This window comes from Stenotrophomonas sp. CCNWLW162 (assembly GCF_037203745.1).
Classification (GTDB): domain Bacteria; phylum Pseudomonadota; class Gammaproteobacteria; order Xanthomonadales; family Xanthomonadaceae; genus Stenotrophomonas; species Stenotrophomonas maltophilia_AQ.
This window is the reverse complement of sequence record NZ_JBBCBL010000002.1, coordinates 134077-151690: the sequence shown is the minus strand read 5'-3', so window position 1 is coordinate 151690 and position 17614 is coordinate 134077. Positions and strand designations below refer to the sequence as shown.

Sequence of the window (17614 nt, the reverse complement as noted above, 5' to 3'; positions counted from 1 at the left end):
CGGCTCTACAGGAGCGGGGCGGTTGTGCCCCGCAGCTGATCAGAACGCCCAGGTAAACGTCAGCGAGCCGTTGCGGCCATCGCCGTACGCACCGTAACCGGTGATCTGCGAGTAGTACTTCTTGTCCAGCAGGTTGTTGAGGTTGGCCTGCACGCTGAACTCCGGCGAGATGCGGTAGCGCAAGAAGGCACTCACCAGCGCGTAGCCTTCCTGTTCGAAACGGCCCACCACCGGCGCAGCGTAGTAGATGCGGTTCTGCCAGTTGGCGCCGCCGCCGACGGTCAGTGCCTGCAGCGACTGCGGGGTGTAGCTGGTGAACAGCTTCAGTGCGGTCTGCGGCAGGTTGGTGTTGATGTCGGCGTCGTTGATGTCCTTGGCCACATAGCGCGAAGCACCGAAGGTGGCATTCCAGCCCGGTGCCAGTTCGCCGTTCACTTCGAACTCGAAGCCGCGGCTGACGGTGCCGCGTGCAGCGATCGATGCGAACTCGCCTGGACGGCCGATGATCGGTTCGCTGGTGGCCTGGGCCACGTTGTCCTGTTCGATACGGAACACCGCCAGCGAAGCGTTCAGGCGGTTGTCGAACCAGGCACCCTTGACACCCACCTCGTAGCTCTTGCCATCAACCGGATCGAGGTAGCGGTCGTTGCGGTCGCGTGCGGTCTGCGGCTGGAAGATCTCGGTGTAGCTGGCGTAGGCCGAGTAGGTGTCGTTGATGTCATACACCAGGCCGGCATACGGGGTGGTCACCTTGTGCTCGCGGTCGTCGTTCTCGCCTTCGCTCTTCCAGTTGGTGTAACGCGCACCGAGGATCAGCTTCAGCGGATCGGCCAGGGACAGGCGTGCGGCCGCGTAGCCGGCCTTCTGGGTGATGGTGCCCTGGCTGGCGAGCGCCAGCGGATTCCAGTTCGGCTGGGCGATGTTGCCGGTCCAGTTGAGATAGCTGTCGAACGGTTTCCAATTGGGACCGCCCATCTGGAAGTCACCATAGTTGGCGAACTCGCGCTTGTTGTAGCTCAGGCCGGCCATGAACTGGTGTTCGCGTCCGAACAGCTGGAACGGTCCGTCGATGTAGCCATCGATGCCATCGACCTTGCGCTCGGTGTTGTAGAAACCGGCCATCGGTGTGACGCCAGCACCGGTATTCTTGTCGAACGCGGTGTAGGACGGATAGAACAGCTTGTCGTCGGCCTTGGTGCGATCGTGGGTGGCACCGATCTTGAACTTCCAGCCATTGCTGAAGGCATGCTGCAGGGTGGCGAACGCACGCTTGCTGGTGGTGTCCCAGTAGGTCCAGTCCGGCGACGGATTGAACGAGGTCGGGTAGTTGGTCGGGCTACCGTCGGTGTACCACATCGGGAAGCCGCCCCAGGTTGCGCCGTTGGCACGCTTCTGCTGATAGTCGTAGCCCACGCTGAGCTGCGTGGCCGGGGTCAGGTCGGCGTCGATCACCGCATAGCCCAGTGTCTTGCGCTGGTTGTAGCGGTCCATCTGGCCATCGGTATCCAGGTAGCTGCCGATCACGCGGCCACGCACCGTGCCACTGGCATTCAGCGCACTGCCCACGTCCACGGTGGTGCGGGTGCGGCCCCAGCTGCCCACGTTCACCGAGACACTGCCGGTCAGCTCGGCGCTGTCGGCGTGCTTGCGGATCAGGTTCACCGATGCGGATGGATTGCCGGCGCCGCTGAGCAGGCCGGTGGCGCCGCGCACGACTTCCACGCGGTCATAAAGGGCCAGGTCCAGGCCGGAATCGCCGTAGCTCCAGTTCTGCACCATCTGCGTCGGCAGGCCGTCGAACTGGTAGGCATCGATGTAGAAGCCGCGCGCGTAGAACTCGGTGCGCTCGCTGTCGGACTGGGTGCTGGTCACGCCGGTGGTGTTGGCCAGCACGTCGATGATGTCGTCCAGCTTCTGATCTTCGATGCGCTGGTGGCTGATGATGCTGACCGACTGCGGGATCTCGCGCGGTGCCAGGTCGAAGCGGGTGCCGGCCGAGGTGCGGCGTACCGAATAGCCTTCGGCACGCTCGCCCTTGACCACCACCTTGTCCAGCGTGGTCGGGTCGGCGGCGGTGTCGGCAAAGGCGGCCGGGGCCACGGTGCAGAGAACAGCGAACACGGCAATGGACAGCCGCTGCGGCTGCAGGGTACGGAAGGCGGGACGGGTCATGGGAAATCCTGGACGAGCACGCGCGTTCGGCCGGCATCCAGGAGGGCTTACGGGTAGGGGAAGGGCGGGCAGGCCGTCCTGGCACCACCGGAAACGAAAGAAATGGTAATACGAACTATTCCCATTTACAAACCATGAACGATGAAGGCAGTCGGGCATGCTTGACGGTACAAAATGGGTCAGCGCAGCAGTGGCAGTGGATCGCGTGCACCGTCGGCGCCGTAGATGCCCCAGTGCAGGTGCGGCGGCGTGCCCTTGGCGTTGCCGCTGTCGCCGACGTGGCCGAGCAGGTCGCCGGGCTGGACCACCTGGCCGCGCGCCAGGCCCTCGGCCCAGCCTTCCAGATGCGCGTAGTAGTAGCGCTCGCGCCCGGGCCCGATCACCCAGACCTGGCGGCCGCCGAGCCCGCGTTCGCTGACATCCGCGATGACGCCGGCAGTGACGCTGCGCACCGGCGTGCCGCGCTTGGCGAAGATGTCGATGCCGGCGTGGGAGCGGTCACGGCCTCGCGGCGCGCCGAAGGTGTCGGCAATCTGCCGGGGGCGTACACCCTCCACCGGCACCGGCAGTTCGGTGGCCGGCGGCATCCGCGATAGTGCCCACAGCATTTTCGGCGCGGCCGCCCATGGGCTGTTCCAAAGCATCATCGCGGCAACGATGGCAATGCCCAGCCACAGGCCGCGCAGCAGCCAGCGGCGCAGGCGGTGGGCAGGAGAGGGGAATGTGCTCATGGTCTCCGGCTGTAGCGTCGAGCCATGCTCGACGGCTGTTGCTTTGCGGTAGTAAGGCAGTCGTGCATGGCTCGACGCTATGGAACTGGCAGCAGCGGCACTTCGAAACTCCGCTTCAACGTGCCCAGTGCCACCGAGGTGCGGAAGCGCTCGATGTTGTCATCGCCACCGAACAACCGCTCGGTGATCGTCTCGTACTCCTCCATCGACGCCGCCGAAAGCAGCAGCAGGAAATCGCCGTCACCGGTAATTGAATAGCACTGCTGCACGGCCGGGTCGTCCTGCACGCGGCGCTTGAACGGCGCCACGCGTTCGCGTTGCTCGCTGACCACGCGCACCTCGACAATGATGGTCAGCGGCCGCCCCACCTTGGCCGCGGCAACCACGGCCACATTGGCCGCGATCACGCCACTGTCCTGGAGGCGCTTGATCCGGCGCTGCACCGCAGGAGTGGACAGGTGCACGGCCTCGGCGATCTCGCGCTGCGGCAGGGTGTTGTCCCGCTGCAGCAGGTCGAGGATGGTGCGGTCGAAACTGTCGAGCACGGGGGCGATGGCCATGGTGAGCAGAAATTGCACGAACGGGCTGTCAATTGAGCCAAGTGCTCGGCGCCGGCGCAATAGACTTTGCGCATGCAGACTTCACGATTCGCGCCGATGTTGCCGGCGCTGGCAGTGCTCGGTTCGGTCACCTCGCTGGCCATCGGCACGTCCTACGCCAAACACCTGTTCCCGCTGATCGGCGCGCAGGGCACCAGCGCATTGCGGGTGGGCTTCTCGGCGCTGTTGCTGCTGCTGTTCTGGCGGCCGTGGCGCTGGAAGACCAGCCGCGTGGATGCGATCACCATCCTGCGCTACGGGCTCACCCTGGGCCTGATGAACCTGCTGTTCTACATGGCCCTGCGCACGATCCCCTTCGGCATCGCGGTGGCCATCGAGTTCACCGGCCCGCTGACAGTAGCGATGCTGTCATCACGACGACCGATCGACTTCCTGTGGGTGGGCTGCGCGGCGGTGGGGCTGCTGTTGCTGTTGCCGATCGGTGGCGGCCCGGCGCTGGATCCGGCCGGCGTGCTGTATGCCATGGGTGCGGCGGCGTGCTGGGGCCTGTACATCGTGTTCGGCAAGCGTGCCGGTCACCTGCATGCCGGGCATTCGGTGTCGCTGGGCCTGCTGGCCGCGTCGCTGGTGGTGGTGCCGGTGGGCGTGGTGCATGCCGGCGCCGCGCTGCTCGATCCGAGGATCCTGGCCGCTGGCCTGCTGGTGGCGCTGGTGTCCAGCGCGATCCCGATGTCGCTGGAGATGATGGCGCTCAAACGCCTGCCGAAGGAGACCTTCGGCATCCTGATCAGCATGGAGCCAGCGGTGGCCGCTCTGTGGGCGATGCTGCTGCTGCACGAGCACCTGCATGGACTGCAGTGGCTAGCCATCGGCTGCACGGTGCTGGCCTCGGTGGGCAGCACGATGACGGCACGACGGCTGAAGGTGCCGGTGGTGCAGGCGGGGTAGCGCCGGGCCGTGACCGGCGGAGAGCGTGCGGACCAACGGTCCTCACCCACCAGGGCAGCGTGCCAACCAAGGTTGGCACCCACCAGGGCAGCGTGCCAACCAAGGTTGGCACCCACCAGGGCAGTGGTCCGCACCCACCAGAGCGGCGTGCCAACCAAGGTTGGCCCCTACCAGGGGCGGTAGCGCCGGGCCATGCCCGGCGAGCGCAGCGGAAGCGCTCAGCGCAGGGCGTTGGCCGGTACGTCGATCGCCATCGCCAGCGCGAGGTGATCGGAGAACGCCGCCGGTACGGCTTCCACGCTGCGGGTCTGCAGGCCGCTGCTGACCAGGATGTGGTCGATGGCGCGGTCGGGGCGCCAGCTGGGGAAGGTCGGCACGATGCAGCCGGGTGGCTGCAGCCGGGTCTTCTGGTACAGCACCTGCATTTCCGGGCGTTCGGCCAGGCAGTTGAAGTCGCCCATCAGTACGGCGTTGGGGTGGTCGGACAGCAGCTCGGCGATGAAGCCCAGCTGCGACATCCGCGAACCCGCCCCCAGCGACAGATGGGCCACCGCCACCGCCAGGCCGTCCTCGCCATCCCCGAACTTGGCCAGCAGTACGCCGCGCCCGCCGATGCGGCCGGGCAGGGCGTGGTCCTGTACTTCCACCGGTTCCAGTTTGCTCAGCAGGCCATTGGCGCTGGAAGCGACCCCGCCCATGCGCCGGTTCGGCTGGTGGCTCCAGTAGTTGAAGCCGGCGCGCTGGGCCAGGTAGTGGGTCTGGTTGGTGAAGCCCGAGCGCAGGCTGCCCGGGTCGGCCTCCTGCAGGCCGACGATGTCGTGTTCGCGTGCCAAGGTGGCGATCGCGTCAAGACTGCTGCGCTTGCGACCCGCCGGCAGTGCATGTGACCAGCTGCGGGTCACATAGTCACTGTAGCGGCGGGTACTTGAGCCGGCCTGGATGTTGGCCGTCAGCAAGCGCAGGGTCCGTGTGTGGGGGGAAGTCACGGCCGGGAACAGCTTCTCTTGGATCAGTGAGCCTGGGCCGCACCGCGCTCGCGGGCGATCAGGTGGTCGGCGATGCGCAGCATGTCCGGGAAGCTCTTGCCCTTCACCAGGTACTTGCCGTTGACGATGATCGACGGGGTGCCGCTGATCTGGCTGCGCTGGGCGAACTGCTTGGCCGAGTTGGTCTTGGCATTCACCGCGAAGCTGCCCATGGTGGCGGCGAACTGCTTCGGATCCACGCCATAGGCGCCGTAGAACTTGGCGATGTCGTCCACCGAGTCACGGCCGCGCTCGCCCTTCAGGGTCTTCTGCGAGTGGATGGCGGCGTACAGCGCCTCGTGGGTCTTTTCCTGCACGCCCAGGGTCTGCGCGGCGTAGAAGGCACGGGCGTAGTCATCCCAGGTGCCGCCGAACATGGCCGGCACGTAGACGAAGTTCACATCGCTCGGCAGGCCGGCCTTCCACGGGCCGACCAGCGGCTGGAATGCTGCGCAGGCCGGGCAGACATAGCCGAAGATCTCGGTCACTTCGATCTTGCCGGCGGCCGGCTGGAACGGCTGGCCGTTCGGGATCACCTGGTAGTCGGCGCCTTCCACCGGGGCCGGGCCGGTCAGTGCGGCGGTGGTCGGGGCCGGTGCCGCGGCCGGTGCGGCTTCAGCCGGGGCCTTGTCGCCTTCAGCGGCCGGGGCGGCGCCTTCGCTGCCAGCGGCCGGTGCTGCCGGCTCGGTGGTGGCCGGAGCGGCGGTCGGCTCAGCCGGGGCGGCGGTGGTGTTGGTGCTGCCATCGTCGGCCTTGCAGGCGGCCAGGATCGGCAGCAGCGCTGCGAGTGCGAGGGCGTAACGGATCTTCATGGAAACGTCTCCAGCATCTGGATAGGTGGGGCCGGCAACCAGTGCCGGCCAGAGGGAAATGATGACATGCGGCGGCGACAGCGCCGTGTCGATGGTGTGTATTGGTTCAGCGGCCGCGGGCGGCGCGGGCCTGGGCGATCAGCGCCGAGGCGATGCGCAGCTGGTCGTCGAAACTGTTGCCACGCACCAGGTACTGGCCGTTGATGATGATCGCCGGGGTGCCCGGAATCTTGGTGCGCTGGGCGAAGGCGCGGGCCGCGTCGACCTTCTTCTGCACCGCATCGCTGCGCAGGGCCTGGATGTAGCGGTCCGGGGTCACGCCATAGGCCTTGTAGAAGTTGGCGAGCTCATCGGCCGAGACGTTCTGCATCGGCAGCGAGCCATCCTGATGCAGGGCCTTGAACACGGCCGCGTGGCTGCGCTTGGCCACGCCTACCTGGTCGGCGGCGTAGTAGGCCAGCGCCCAGGCATCCCAGGCGCCACCGAATGCGGCCGGGACCGGGGTGAAGCGCACGTCGGCCGGCAGCTTGGCCGCCCAGGCTTCCAGCTGCGGCTCGAAATGGGCGCAGTGTGGGCAGGTGTAGCCAAAGACTTCGACCACCTCGATCTTGCCGGCCAGCGGCTGGAACGGGCCCGGCTGGGCGATGCGTTCGTAGTCTTTGCCTTCCACCAGCGGCGCGTTGGCAGGGGTGGCGGCGCTGGCAGCCAGCGGCAGCAGGACCAGCAGGGGCAACAGCAGGCGGGAAATCAACCTCATCGACACGCATCTCCGTTGAAAAAAGCAACGCCGGCGCAGTCGCCGGCGTGAAGGAAACATACCGCAGGCGCGGGCCGTGGTGGCGGCCCGGGCCGACCAATGGTGGTCAGGGGGCGGCGGCCGGTTGTGCCGGCACAGGCGCGGCAGCCACGTCATCGGCCTTGTTGTGCAGGCCCTGCAGGTAGCTCGACAGCGCCTGCACCTCCTGCTCGCTCAGCTTCTGCGCGACCGCAGCCATGATCTGGAAGTGCGCCTTGTCGGTCTCGTGGGTCTGCCCGGCCTGGTATTCCTGCAGGCGCCGCGCGACGTAGCTGGCGTGCTGACCACCGATATGCGGGTAGGCCGGGCCCGGATTGCCGGCGCCGCTGGGGCCGTGGCAGGCCATGCAGGCCGGCAGGCCACGCTTGGCGTCGCCGCCGCGGTACAGCTGCTGGCCGATCTCATAGAACTTCATGCCCTTGTAGGGGCCTTCGGTGACCGCCGTGTCGTCGGCGATGCCGGCGGTGGCTTTCTGCGTGGCGAAGAACGCGCCGATATCGCGCATGTCCTGCGGGGTGAGGTTCTGCACGAACGGCACCATCGCCACCGCCGCACCGGAACTGCGCTGGCCGTTGGCGATCAGGGCCATCTGCTGGGCCACGTAGCGTTCGCTCTGGCCGGCGATGGACGGGTACATCTCCACCGTGGAGTTGCCGTCGGCGCCATGGCAGGCCGCGCAGGCCGAGGCCTTGGTCTGGCCTGCCTTGGCATCGCCCCAGTGGGTCTTGCTGAAATCCACCTCCAGCGAGGCGGTGTTGATCGGCCCGTTGTCGGGCAGCGGGGTCAACGTGGTCTGCGCGAACGCAGCGGCGGCAACGACTACGGCAGTGGCAAGGGCGGATACGGCAAGAACGCGAGCGTGGCGCATGCTAAAGCTCCGTATGGACCGGGCCGGGCGGCAGCCACGGCATCGCCCGGATTATCAACGCCGTTTCCGCGCACGGTCAACGCAGCAGTGCAGCATTTTCCCGGCAGAGGGCCCTGGGCCGGGCGCGCGGTGCCGCAACATGCGATCCTATGCACATGTCATTGCTCATCGAACGCGCTCAATACCACCTCTCTGCCCACAACATGGGGCAGCTGCCGCCCGATGAGGGGGCCGAAGTGGCCTTTGCGGGCCGCTCCAACGCCGGCAAGTCCAGTGCTCTCAACGCATTGACCCGCCAGAACAGCCTGGCCCGGGTCTCCAAGACCCCCGGCCGCACCCAGCAGCTGGTGTTCTTCCAGGTGACCCCGGAAGCCCATCTGGTCGATCTGCCCGGTTACGGCTACGCCAAGGTGCCGCTGGACCTGCAGGCGCACTGGCAGGCCTTCATCGACCGCTACTTCCGCACCCGCAATGCGCTGAGGGGGCTGGTGGTGGTGATGGATATCCGCCACCCGCTGAAGGACTACGACCGGCAGATGCTGGCCTATGCCGTGCAGCGTGGCCTGCCGGCGCATGCGTTGCTGACCAAGGCCGACAAGCTGAGCCGCAGCCAGCAGATGCAGACCCTGCAGAAGGTGCGCAAGGAACTGCACTCCTCCTTCGGGGATACGGTCAGCGTGCAGGTGTTCTCCGGCGCCGCCCGCACCGGTGTGGACGAAGCCCGCGGCATCATCGGCGGCTGGCTGGGGCTGGAATAAGAACAAGGTGCGCCGGGCGACGCCCGGCGGCATTCCTGTAGAGCCGAGCCCATGCTCGGCTGCCGCGCGCAGCGCGGCGAGACCCCGAAGAGCCGAGCATGAGCTCGGCTCTGCAAGGTTTCATTTCAGCGGCGAATACTCCGCCGGCACCCAGGCATAGGCCTGGCCCTCGCTGCGCACATGGCCCAGGCCGGGGAACGGCAGGTGCGCACCTGCCACCCACCAGCGGTTGGCGGTGGCCTGCTGCAGCAGGCTGCGGCGACTGGTGATGGCCGCCTTGCGGTCCGAATCGGCCTCGAACGCGGCCTCCGGGTGCGCGAACTGCACCGCGTGGAAGTGCAGCACATCACCCCACACCAGCAGTGACTGGCCCAGGCTGTCGAACCGGTAGGAGACATGGCCCGGGGTATGGCCATGGGTATCCATCGCCACAGCACCGCCGGGCAGGGCATCGCCGGGGCTGAAGGTACGCAGATGGCCGCTGGCCTGGTACGGCGCTACCGCGTTGCGTGCCAGTGGGAAGGCGAAGCGTACGCCTTGCGGTGCACTGGCCTCGCTGGCCGGGTTGAGCCAGTAACCGGCATCGGCCTTGGACAGCCACACCGTGGCGTTCGGGTAGGCCGGCTTGCCCTGCGCGTCGAGTACGCCACACAGGTGATCCGGATGGGCATGGGTCAGCAGCACGTCATCCACCTCGGCCGGGTCGACGCCGGAAGCACGCAGATTGCCCAGCACCTGGCCCAGGCCAGGACCGAAGCACTGCGCGGTACCGGTATCGACCAGGGTCAGGTGATTGCCCTGACGCACAAGGAAAGCGTTGATCGCGGTCTGCAGCCCCTTCTTGTCTTCCGGCACATAGCGACCTTCCAGCAGGCGGCTGACCAGCGTCGGCGGCACGTCCACCACTTCCTGCCGGCCCAGTGCGACCACACCATCGAACAGGGCGGTGACCTGCAGCGCCCCGACGCGCTGGTGGTAGACGCCGGGCACCTGTTGTGTGGGGGCAGGCGAGGTGGCTTCGGCCAGCGCGGTCAGCGGCAGGCAAGACAGGGCCAGCAGCAGGGCGCCGTGCAGCGGCAGGTGACGCAGGGTCATGGCGGTTCTCGGTGGATGACGGGCAATTCCGTTGCTGCATAGCCTGCCGTGGCCGGTGTGCGCGCGGCGCTCAAACCACTACGCGGAATGCTCAGGGAAGGGGTGTCTGCAGGGCTGCGCCCTGCACCCGCAGAGGCAAAAGCCGAAGCAACAGCAACAGCAACAGCAACAGCAACAGCGGCTATCCGTGGGATGGCGGGGTGGGTCCGGTTGCGGGGGACGCTGCAAGTACGTCCATGTAAGCTCGGTCGCCGCTTGCTCGTGTGCGCTGTCCTGCGCACACGGCAAGGCCCGGGTTGGGCGTCCTGCCCAACCCGCCCGAGGCATGCCTCGGGCCCATGCGGCTCACGCCCCCGCAACCGGACCCACCCCGCCTTCGACAGTTTTCCTCGATCTGTTGGATCTGACCCCAGAATTTCATTCGATATCTGACAGATGTGTCGACCAAGGTCGACACCTACCAACAGCCGCCGGAATCTATCGAAGGCGGGGCACTGTGGGGTTGCGGGGTGTGAGCGGCATGGATGCCGCGACCAAGCCCCCACGGACGGGTTTACGGCGTCCCCGCAAGCCCACAGTGCCCCGCCATCCCACGGAATGCACGCTGTTGCTGTTGCTTCGGCTGTTGCCGTTGCCTCTGCGGGTGCAGGGCGCAGCCCTGCCGAACACCCTCAAATGTCTGTAGGAGCCAGCCCGTACTGCTCGGCGAAGCGCTTGCTGAAACTGGCGGCAGACCGGTAGCCCGCGCGTGCGGCCACGGTCTTCAGCGGCAGATCCGTCGTGTACAGCAACGTCATTCCATGTGCCAGCCGCGCCTCGGTCAACAACTGCCGCAGGCTGGTGCGCTCGGCTGCCAGCCGACGGCGCAGGGTCGCGCCGCTCAGCGCGAACTGCTCTTCCACATCGCGTGATTGCCAGTCGCGGGCCGGTTCGGCGGCGATGCGGTCGCGGATCTGTTCACCCAGGCTCGGTACCTGCGGCAGCAGCAGGTTGCCATGGCCCTGCCGGCACAGGGTCAGTACCAGCGAGGCCAGGGCCAGCCGTGCGTCGCTGTAACGGCCGTCCTGCAGCGATTGCCGCCACTGTCGCAGCACCGCGCCATGCTCGGTCAATGGCAACCGCCCCATCATCGGGCCGGGGCTGGGCAGCGCTTCGCTCCACAGCGTGCGCGCCGCGGCCAGTACTTCGGCACACAGCGGTACGATGGCACTGAGGTAGCGGCCGGTCCCCGGGTCGGGCGTGTTGACTACATCGATGCGGCAGCGCTGGGTGATCAGCAGGATGTCGCCGGGCACGAAATCCAGCGACTGATGCGCGGTGCGTACCTGCTTGCGGCCTTCCAGCAGGATTGCGAACTGCGGCTGTGGAATTTCCACCGAACTGGCGCCGTGTTCGCGGCGCGCAGTGATGCAGGCATAGCCTTCGGCGCGCTCGCAGCCGGCCAGGCTGGCCATCTCTGCCAGCAGGGCGACGGCCGGTGGCAGCATCGTGGTCATGACACGTGGGCTCCCAGCAGTCTGCCGACACCGGCAGCGGCGGCCATCGCCAGCGCGCCCCAGAACATTACCCGGATCGCACCGCGTGCAGGCGAAGCACCGCCGGCCCGGGCGGCCATTGCGCCGGTCAGGCACAGGCCGAGCAGGGTGCTGGCCGTGGTCATCATCGCCACCTTGTCGGCCGGTGCCAGCAGCGCGGTCAGCACCGGCAGCGCGGCGCCACAGGTGAAGGCGGCGGCCGACGCCAATGCGGCCTGCAACGGCCGCGCGCGCAGTTCCTCGGTGATGCCCAGTTCGTCGCGGGCGTGGGCACCCAGCGCGTCGTGGACGGTCAGCTGTTCGGCAACCTGGCGCGCCAACGCCGGCTCCAGCCCGCGATGGCGGTAGATCGCGGTCAGTTCGTCCAGTTCGCTGTGCGGGTCTTCGTGCAGCTCACGCTTCTCCATCGCCAGATCGGCATTTTCGGTATCGGCCTGGGTCTGTACCGACACATACTCGCCGGCGGCCATCGACATCGCGCCGGCCACGGTGCCGGCCACGCCGGTGGCGAGGATCGTGCTGGCCGAGGCGCCGCTGGCGGCCACGCCGACCACCAGGCCGGCGACCGAGACGATGCCATCGTTGGCGCCCAGTACGGCGGCCCGCAGCCAGCCGACGCGATCGGCACGGTGCAGCTCGGGATGTCGTGAATGGCGGCTCATGGCCCTGAGTGTACGAGGGTCAAGAGGGTGTCGGTAGGATGCTGAAACCCGTCACCGTCGCATGACGCGATGAAGTGCCACGCTATAGTGCGCCCTTGCGATGCAAGGCCCTCAGCCCCACATCCCCTGCCACTGTCCAGCGAGTCCTCCCCTTGTCGAGCCCCAGCCACGTCGCCGATACGCCCATTACCGACCGCTCGCAGCTGGTGGCGGAGATCGCCTCCGGCGAGAAGCCCCGCGCGCAGTGGCGCATCGGTACCGAGCACGAGAAGTTCGGGTTCCGCCTGGATGACCTGCGTCCGCCGACCTTCGAAGGCGAGCGCGGCATCGAAGCGCTGCTCAATGGCCTGGTGCGGTTCGGCTGGGCACCCGTGCAGGAGAACGGCAACACCATCGCCCTGCTGCGCGATGGCGCCTCGGTGACGCTGGAACCGGCCGGCCAGCTGGAATTGTCCGGTGCGGCGCTGGAAACCATCCATCAGACCTGCGTGGAAACCGGCACCCACCTCAATGAAGTGGCGCAGGTGGCCGGCGAGCTGCAGCTGGGTTTCCTCGGCATGGGCTTCCAGCCGAAGTGGACGCGCGATGAAATGCCGTGGATGCCCAAGGGCCGCTACAAGATCATGCGCTCGTACATGCCCAAGGTCGGTTCGCTCGGCCTGGACATGATGACCCGCACCTGCACCGTGCAGGTGAACCTGGATTACGCCAGCGAAGCGGACATGGTGAAGAAGTTCCGCGTGTCGTTGGCGCTGCAGCCGATCGCCACCGCACTGTTCGCCGACTCGCCGTTCACCGAAGGCAAGCCGAACGGCTACCTCAGCTACCGCTCGCACATCTGGACCGATACCGATGCCGATCGTACCGGCATGCTCGACTTCGTGTTCGAGGACGGCTTCGGTTACGAGCGCTATGTCGACTACCTGCTCGATGTGCCGATGTATTTCTCCTACCGCGATGGCGTCTACCACGATGCCAGCGGCCAGAGCTTCCGCGACTTCATGCAGGGCAAGCTGCCGGTGCTGCCAGGCCAGCTGCCGACGCTGCGCGACTGGTCGGACCACACCACGACCGCGTTCCCGGAAGTGCGCCTGAAGAAATACCTGGAAATGCGCGGTGCCGATGGTGGCCCATGGAGCCGGCTGTGTGCGCTGCCGGCCTTCTGGGTGGGCCTGCTGTACGACGACACCGCGTTGGATGCGGCGTGGGATCTGGTGCGTGACTTCACCCTGGCCGAGCGTCATGCGCTGCGTGACGGCGTGCCGAAGCATGCGATGAACCTGCCGTTCCGCAATGGCAGCGTGCGTGACCTGGCCCGCGAGGCGGTGAAGATTTCCGTGGAAGGCCTCAAGCGCCGTGCCGCACGCAATGCCGACGGCCAGGACGAGAGCAAGTTCCTGGACGTGCTGCAGGAAATTGTCGAGTCCGGCCTGACCCCCGCCGAGCGCAAGCTGGCGCTGTTCCATGGCCGTTGGCACGGCGACGTCGATCCGGTGTTCCGCGAGTTCGCGTATTGATCGCCTTGCGGGGTTGCCGGCCAGCGGCCGGCACTACCAAAAGAAAAACCCCGGCATTGCCGGGGTTTTTCTTTTTCACACCTGCCTTGGATCAGGCGGCGTTCTTCATCGTCGCCATGTCGATCACGAAGCGATAGCGCACATCGTTCTTCGCCATGCGCTCCCAGGCTTCATTGACGTTCTTGATGTCGATCATCTCGACATCGCTGACGATGCCGTGCTCGGCACAGAAGTCCATCATTTCCTGGGTCTCGGCCATGCCGCCGATCGCAGAACCGGTCAGGTGCTTGCGGCCGAAGATCACGCTGCCACCGGTCAGCGGCGGGTCCAGTTCGGTCAGCACGCCGACCAGGCACATGGTGGCCTCGCGCTTGAGCAGGCCCATGTACGGATTGGTGTCATGGCCGACCGGAATGGTGTTGAGCAGGAAGTCGAAGCTGCCCGCGTGCGCCTTCATCTGCGCGGCATCGCGCGAGACCAGCACTTCATCGGCGCCCAGGCGCTTGGCGTCGGCACCCTTTTCCGGCGTGGTGGTGATCATCACCACGTGCGCGCCGAGCGCCTTGGCGAACTTCACGCCCATGTGGCCGAGGCCACCGAGGCCGATCACGCCGACCTTCTGGCCCGGGCCGACCTTCCAGTGGCGCAGCGGCGACCAGGTGGTGATGCCGGCGCACAGCAGCGGCGCGGCCGCCTTCAGGTCCAGCGTTTCGGACACCTTCACCACGAAGCGCTGTTCGACCACCACGTGGTCGGAATAGCCGCCGTAGGTGGGCGCGCCGCTTTCGCGTTCACGGCCGTTGTAGGTCCAGGTCGCGCCTTCGGCGCAGTACTGCTCCAGATCGTGCTCGCAGGCATCGCAGTGGCGGCAGGAATCGACCATGCAGCCAACGCCGGCATGGTCGCCGACCTTGAAGCGGGTGACGTTGCTGCCGACCTCGGTCACGCGGCCGATGATCTCGTGGCCCGGCACCATCGGGTAGATCGAACCACCCCAGTCGTCGCGGGCCTGGTGCAGGTCGGAGTGGCAGATGCCGCTGTAGAGGATCTCGATACGCACATCGTCCGGGCCGACCGCGCGGCGTTCGAACTCGTACGGGATCAGTGGGTCGGTATGTGAATGGGCGGCGTAACCACGGGCGAGGGACATGGGGAATCCTTGGCAGGGTTTGTCGAAAGGCGTTTTACAATACGCCCCGTACCCAGCGGCAAGAAGCACGGATATCGGCATGATTCATCAAGTGAAACTGCACAATCATGGCCACTGACAATCTCTCCCACCTGGCTGCGTTCGCCGCAGTCGCCCGCCACCGCAGCTTCCGCCGTGCCGGCGCCGAGCTGGCGCTGTCGACCTCGGCGGTGAGCTATGCAATCCGCGCGCTGGAAGAACGGTTGGGGGTGGGCCTGTTCCATCGCACCACCCGCAGCGTGGCCCTGACCGAGGCCGGGCAGCGGCTGCTGGAGCGCCTGCAGCCGGCCTTGGGGCAGGTGCACGATGCGTTGGAGGAGATGAATCAGTTCCGTGCTGTCCCGGCTGGCCTGCTGCGCATCAACGCCACCCGCGCGGCGGTGTCGACCCAGCTGGGGCCGCGGTTGGCGCGCTTCCTGCGCGCCCATCCCGACGTGCGGGTGGAGCTGACCGAGAACGACGGCCTGGTCGACATCGTGGCCGAGGGCTACGACGCGGGCGTGCGCCTGCACGAGTTCGTGCCCGAGGACATGGTGGCAGTGCCTATGGGGCCACCGCTGCGCGGGCTGATTGTCGGCTCGCCGGACTATCTGCGGCGTCACCCCGCGCCACAGCATCCGCGCGATCTCGCTGCACACGAATGCATCCGCTTCCGCTTCGCCAGCGGGCATCTGTACAAGTGGCAGTTCGAGCGCGGCGGGCAGGCGCTGGAGATCGACGTGCCCGGACGGCTGACGCTGGGCGAGCAGGGCACCGTGGTTGGCGCGGTGCTCGATGGAATCGGCCTGGCTTACGTGCTGGAAGACACCGCGCGGCCCTACATCGAATCGGGCCAGATGGTGGCGGTGCTGGAAGACTGGAGCGAGCCGTTCGCCGGCTTCGCGCTGTACTACCCGAAGCAGCGGCAGATGCCCGGTGCGCTGCGCGCGTTCGTGGATATGTTGCGGGAGTGAATGCTGGTCTGCTCCAGTAGATCCACGCCATGAGTGGATGGCGCCACGCTACGGCGCCTGCAACACCGGCGCCAACAACGCCATGCACTCGCGCAGATGCACCTCTACCGGCGCATCCTCGGCCACCACACCGATCACGCGTTCGCGTAGTGGCTCGGCCACGGCCATCGCCAGGATCAGCCGTGCCATGCACGCGGCATCTCCCTCGCGCAGCAGCCCACGCTGCTGCTGCCGTGCCAGCCAGTCGGCCAACAGCGCCCGGCAGCGCTCGATGCCGTTGTCCAGGTAGGCCTGCAGCAGCGCTTCCTTGCCGGGAAAGTCCGTCGCCAGCAGACGGAACACCTGCACCGCCTGCGGCGAAAGCGCCTGTGCACACACTGCCTGCAGGATGACCTGCAGCAGCGGCAGTACCTCGTCACTGTCGCGCGCATCGCGCTGCAGCTGCGGCGCGAAGCCGTCGGTCCACTCGCGCACCGCCAACCCGACCAGTTCCTCGCGGTTGCTGGCGTGGCGGTACACGGTCTTCTTCGCCACCCCGGCATGCGCCGCCACCGCTTCGATGGTGGTGGCCTCGTAACCCTGTGCCAGCAACAGCTCCAGCGTGGCCTGCAGCACGGCGTGGCGGACTTCGGCTTCCGGCCGCGCAGGACGGCCGCGGCGGCGGGTCGGCGTTGAGGGCTCGGGCAGGGTGGTGCTGTTCATTGCGCCCATCTTAACTCATCCGGGTAATTGAGAAACGACAAACGTTTCCGTATTGTCGGGCATCCGAACCCCGTAGGAGACCTTCATGGATACCGCTGTGAACGCACGCGCCTGGCTGGATCACCACGATCTGCTCGACCCGGCACCGATGCATCTGGAAACCGGGATCCAGCGCCGGGAAGATGGCACCTTGCTGGTGGCGGTGCGCACTGACCTGCACGGTTGCAAGGGCCGCATGCTGGACTGGTGGTTTACCTTCTTCGAGACCACCCAGCACATCCGTTGGTGGCATCCAGTCGATCATGTCGAACATCGCGGCTGGGATGAGGCCTGGCAGCGCGGACGCAGCTACCACGGCGCCAGCATCCATGCCGTGGAATCGCTCGCCGACATCCCGCCGGTGGCGGCGCGTTTGAAGTTCCATGACCCGAGCACGCTGCTCGCACCCGAGCACCTGCGGGCGGCGCAGGAAGCAGGAGATGTGTCGGCGGTGATCGCCGCGCGCATCGGTTTTGGTGATCACGTGCGTCTGGATGCGCACGGTGATCCCTGCGACGGGCAGATGTTGCATGTGGCACGCGATACCCCGTTCGGCTGCGTGCTGCGTAGCCGTTTCGTGCTCGGCCTGGACAGCACCGATCCGCAACGCGATGCCAGCGATGCGGTAGGCCTGGGCCTGCTCAAGCACTGCTACACGGAGTTCAGTTTTCTTTCCCGCCTGCTGCCGTCGCTGTACTACGGCGAGCGTGCCAACGGCGAGGCAGTGCCGTTGCCGTGGTGAACCACGCGCTGGTCATTCGAGCAACGCGTCGTAGCCTTCGCCACTGAACTGGATCAGGCAGAAACCGTGGCCGAAAGGATCGGCCAGCACGGCGATGCGACCCCAGCGATGTTCGCGCAGCGGCTGCTCGAGTGTTGCCCCGGCCGCAACCGCACGTGCCAACGCCGCTTCGATGCCATTCACCACCCAGTCCAGGTGCAGCGGCGTCCAATGGCGCTCGTAATCGCGCACGTCGCCGTCCTCGGTGGCGGCGCTGCCGGCCTCGTTCTGCAGCAGGTACAGCGGCGTTGGTCCGCCGAGCAGTTCCACGGCGCCCGGGCCGAGGCGGCGGCCGATCTGCAGGCCGAAGGCTTCGGTGTAGAAGGCCTCAGCCACCGCAAGATCGGGAACGTCGAGATTGACGATGAATGATGCGGTGGGCGTATCCATGGGCGTATCCAGTGAATCCGGGCGGGCAGTGTACGCCCGCTGTGCGATGCGGCGCACCGGCGCTGTGCGGGTGCGGCCGCA

The 17614-nt window shown here is 66.9% G+C and carries 18 protein-coding genes; 5 read left to right on the top strand and 13 right to left on the bottom strand.

The window, feature by feature from the left end; translation table 11 throughout:
- Positions 1–39: 39 nt before the first annotated feature.
- The 3 genes from fhuE to V9K93_RS05715 all read right to left on the bottom strand — a co-directional run bounded on the left by fhuE (position 40) and on the right by V9K93_RS05715 (position 3463).
- Positions 40–2172: a ferric-rhodotorulic acid/ferric-coprogen receptor FhuE gene (fhuE, locus tag V9K93_RS05725; protein WP_337302191.1), complete on the bottom strand. Its 2133-nt coding sequence runs from the start codon at positions 2170–2172 to the stop codon at positions 40–42.
- 179 nt (positions 2173–2351) lie between these two features.
- Complete coding sequence (locus V9K93_RS05720) at positions 2352–2903, bottom strand: M23 family metallopeptidase (protein WP_295379888.1); 552 nt, start codon at positions 2901–2903, stop codon at positions 2352–2354.
- Between the two features lie 77 nt (positions 2904–2980).
- Positions 2981–3463 (bottom strand): Lrp/AsnC family transcriptional regulator, encoded by a 483-nt coding sequence (locus V9K93_RS05715; protein ID WP_295379923.1) that lies wholly within the window; start codon positions 3461–3463, stop codon positions 2981–2983.
- 72 nt (positions 3464–3535) lie between these two features.
- Between V9K93_RS05715 and V9K93_RS05710 the strand changes: the two genes are divergently transcribed.
- Positions 3536–4411 (top strand): EamA family transporter, encoded by an 876-nt coding sequence (locus V9K93_RS05710; protein WP_295379886.1) that lies wholly within the window; start codon positions 3536–3538, stop codon positions 4409–4411.
- 218 nt (positions 4412–4629) lie between these two features.
- On the opposite strand, the gene V9K93_RS05705 is transcribed toward V9K93_RS05710, so the two are convergent.
- The 4 genes from V9K93_RS05705 to V9K93_RS05690 form a co-directional block, all read right to left on the bottom strand.
- Entirely contained in the window at positions 4630–5367 is a 738-nt protein-coding gene (locus tag V9K93_RS05705) for an endonuclease/exonuclease/phosphatase family protein (RefSeq protein WP_211195202.1), read from the bottom strand.
- A gap of 53 nt (positions 5368–5420) precedes the next feature.
- Complete coding sequence (locus V9K93_RS05700) at positions 5421–6248, bottom strand: thiol:disulfide interchange protein DsbA/DsbL (RefSeq protein ID WP_136638980.1); 828 nt, start codon at positions 6246–6248, stop codon at positions 5421–5423.
- A 106-nt stretch (positions 6249–6354) separates the two neighbouring features.
- Positions 6355–7005, bottom strand: a complete 651-nt coding sequence (locus V9K93_RS05695; RefSeq protein ID WP_337302190.1) for a thiol:disulfide interchange protein DsbA/DsbL — start codon at positions 7003–7005, stop codon at positions 6355–6357.
- 106 nt (positions 7006–7111) lie between these two features.
- Positions 7112–7912, bottom strand: a complete 801-nt coding sequence (locus tag V9K93_RS05690) for a c-type cytochrome (RefSeq protein ID WP_136638981.1) — start codon at positions 7910–7912, stop codon at positions 7112–7114.
- A 155-nt stretch (positions 7913–8067) separates the two neighbouring features.
- Between V9K93_RS05690 and yihA the strand changes: the two genes are divergently transcribed.
- Positions 8068–8670: a ribosome biogenesis GTP-binding protein YihA/YsxC gene (gene yihA / locus V9K93_RS05685; RefSeq protein WP_041864681.1), complete on the top strand. Its 603-nt coding sequence runs from the start codon at positions 8068–8070 to the stop codon at positions 8668–8670.
- 120 nt (positions 8671–8790) lie between these two features.
- Here the strand turns inward: yihA and V9K93_RS05680 are convergent, their stop codons facing one another.
- The 3 genes from V9K93_RS05680 to V9K93_RS05670 form a co-directional block, all read right to left on the bottom strand.
- Positions 8791–9765 (bottom strand): MBL fold metallo-hydrolase, encoded by a 975-nt coding sequence (locus tag V9K93_RS05680; protein ID WP_337302189.1) that lies wholly within the window; start codon positions 9763–9765, stop codon positions 8791–8793.
- A 671-nt stretch (positions 9766–10436) separates the two neighbouring features.
- Positions 10437–11261 (bottom strand): helix-turn-helix transcriptional regulator, encoded by an 825-nt coding sequence (locus V9K93_RS05675; RefSeq protein ID WP_046982986.1) that lies wholly within the window; start codon positions 11259–11261, stop codon positions 10437–10439.
- A complete protein-coding gene (locus tag V9K93_RS05670) occupies positions 11258–11962 on the bottom strand; it encodes a VIT1/CCC1 transporter family protein (RefSeq protein WP_337302188.1) in 705 nt (234 codons plus the stop codon). The genes V9K93_RS05675 and V9K93_RS05670 overlap by 4 nt, the downstream gene beginning before the upstream one ends.
- Positions 11963–12114: 152 nt before the next feature.
- On the opposite strand from V9K93_RS05670, the gene V9K93_RS05665 reads away from it, so the two are divergent.
- A complete protein-coding gene (locus tag V9K93_RS05665) occupies positions 12115–13479 on the top strand; it encodes a glutamate--cysteine ligase (protein WP_295381571.1) in 1365 nt (454 codons plus the stop codon).
- A 91-nt stretch (positions 13480–13570) separates the two neighbouring features.
- On the opposite strand, the gene V9K93_RS05660 is transcribed toward V9K93_RS05665, so the two are convergent.
- Complete coding sequence (locus V9K93_RS05660) at positions 13571–14629, bottom strand: NAD(P)-dependent alcohol dehydrogenase (protein WP_032129891.1); 1059 nt, start codon at positions 14627–14629, stop codon at positions 13571–13573.
- A 107-nt stretch (positions 14630–14736) separates the two neighbouring features.
- Here V9K93_RS05660 and V9K93_RS05655 point away from each other — a divergent pair, with 107 nt between their 5' ends.
- The gene (locus tag V9K93_RS05655) at positions 14737–15621 is read left to right on the top strand and encodes a LysR family transcriptional regulator (protein ID WP_046982989.1); all 885 of its coding nucleotides are present in this window, start codon (positions 14737–14739) and stop codon (positions 15619–15621) included.
- Between the two features lie 48 nt (positions 15622–15669).
- Here the strand turns inward: V9K93_RS05655 and V9K93_RS05650 are convergent, their stop codons facing one another.
- The gene (locus V9K93_RS05650) at positions 15670–16332 is read right to left on the bottom strand and encodes a TetR/AcrR family transcriptional regulator (protein ID WP_046982990.1); all 663 of its coding nucleotides are present in this window, start codon (positions 16330–16332) and stop codon (positions 15670–15672) included.
- 76 nt (positions 16333–16408) lie between these two features.
- Between V9K93_RS05650 and V9K93_RS05645 the strand changes: the two genes are divergently transcribed.
- Positions 16409–17104, top strand: a complete 696-nt coding sequence (locus V9K93_RS05645) for a DAPG hydrolase family protein (protein ID WP_136639620.1) — start codon at positions 16409–16411, stop codon at positions 17102–17104.
- 12 nt (positions 17105–17116) lie between these two features.
- On the opposite strand, the gene V9K93_RS05640 is transcribed toward V9K93_RS05645, so the two are convergent.
- Positions 17117–17533, bottom strand: a complete 417-nt coding sequence (locus tag V9K93_RS05640) for a VOC family protein (RefSeq protein WP_337302187.1) — start codon at positions 17531–17533, stop codon at positions 17117–17119.
- Positions 17534–17614 lie beyond the last annotated feature (81 nt).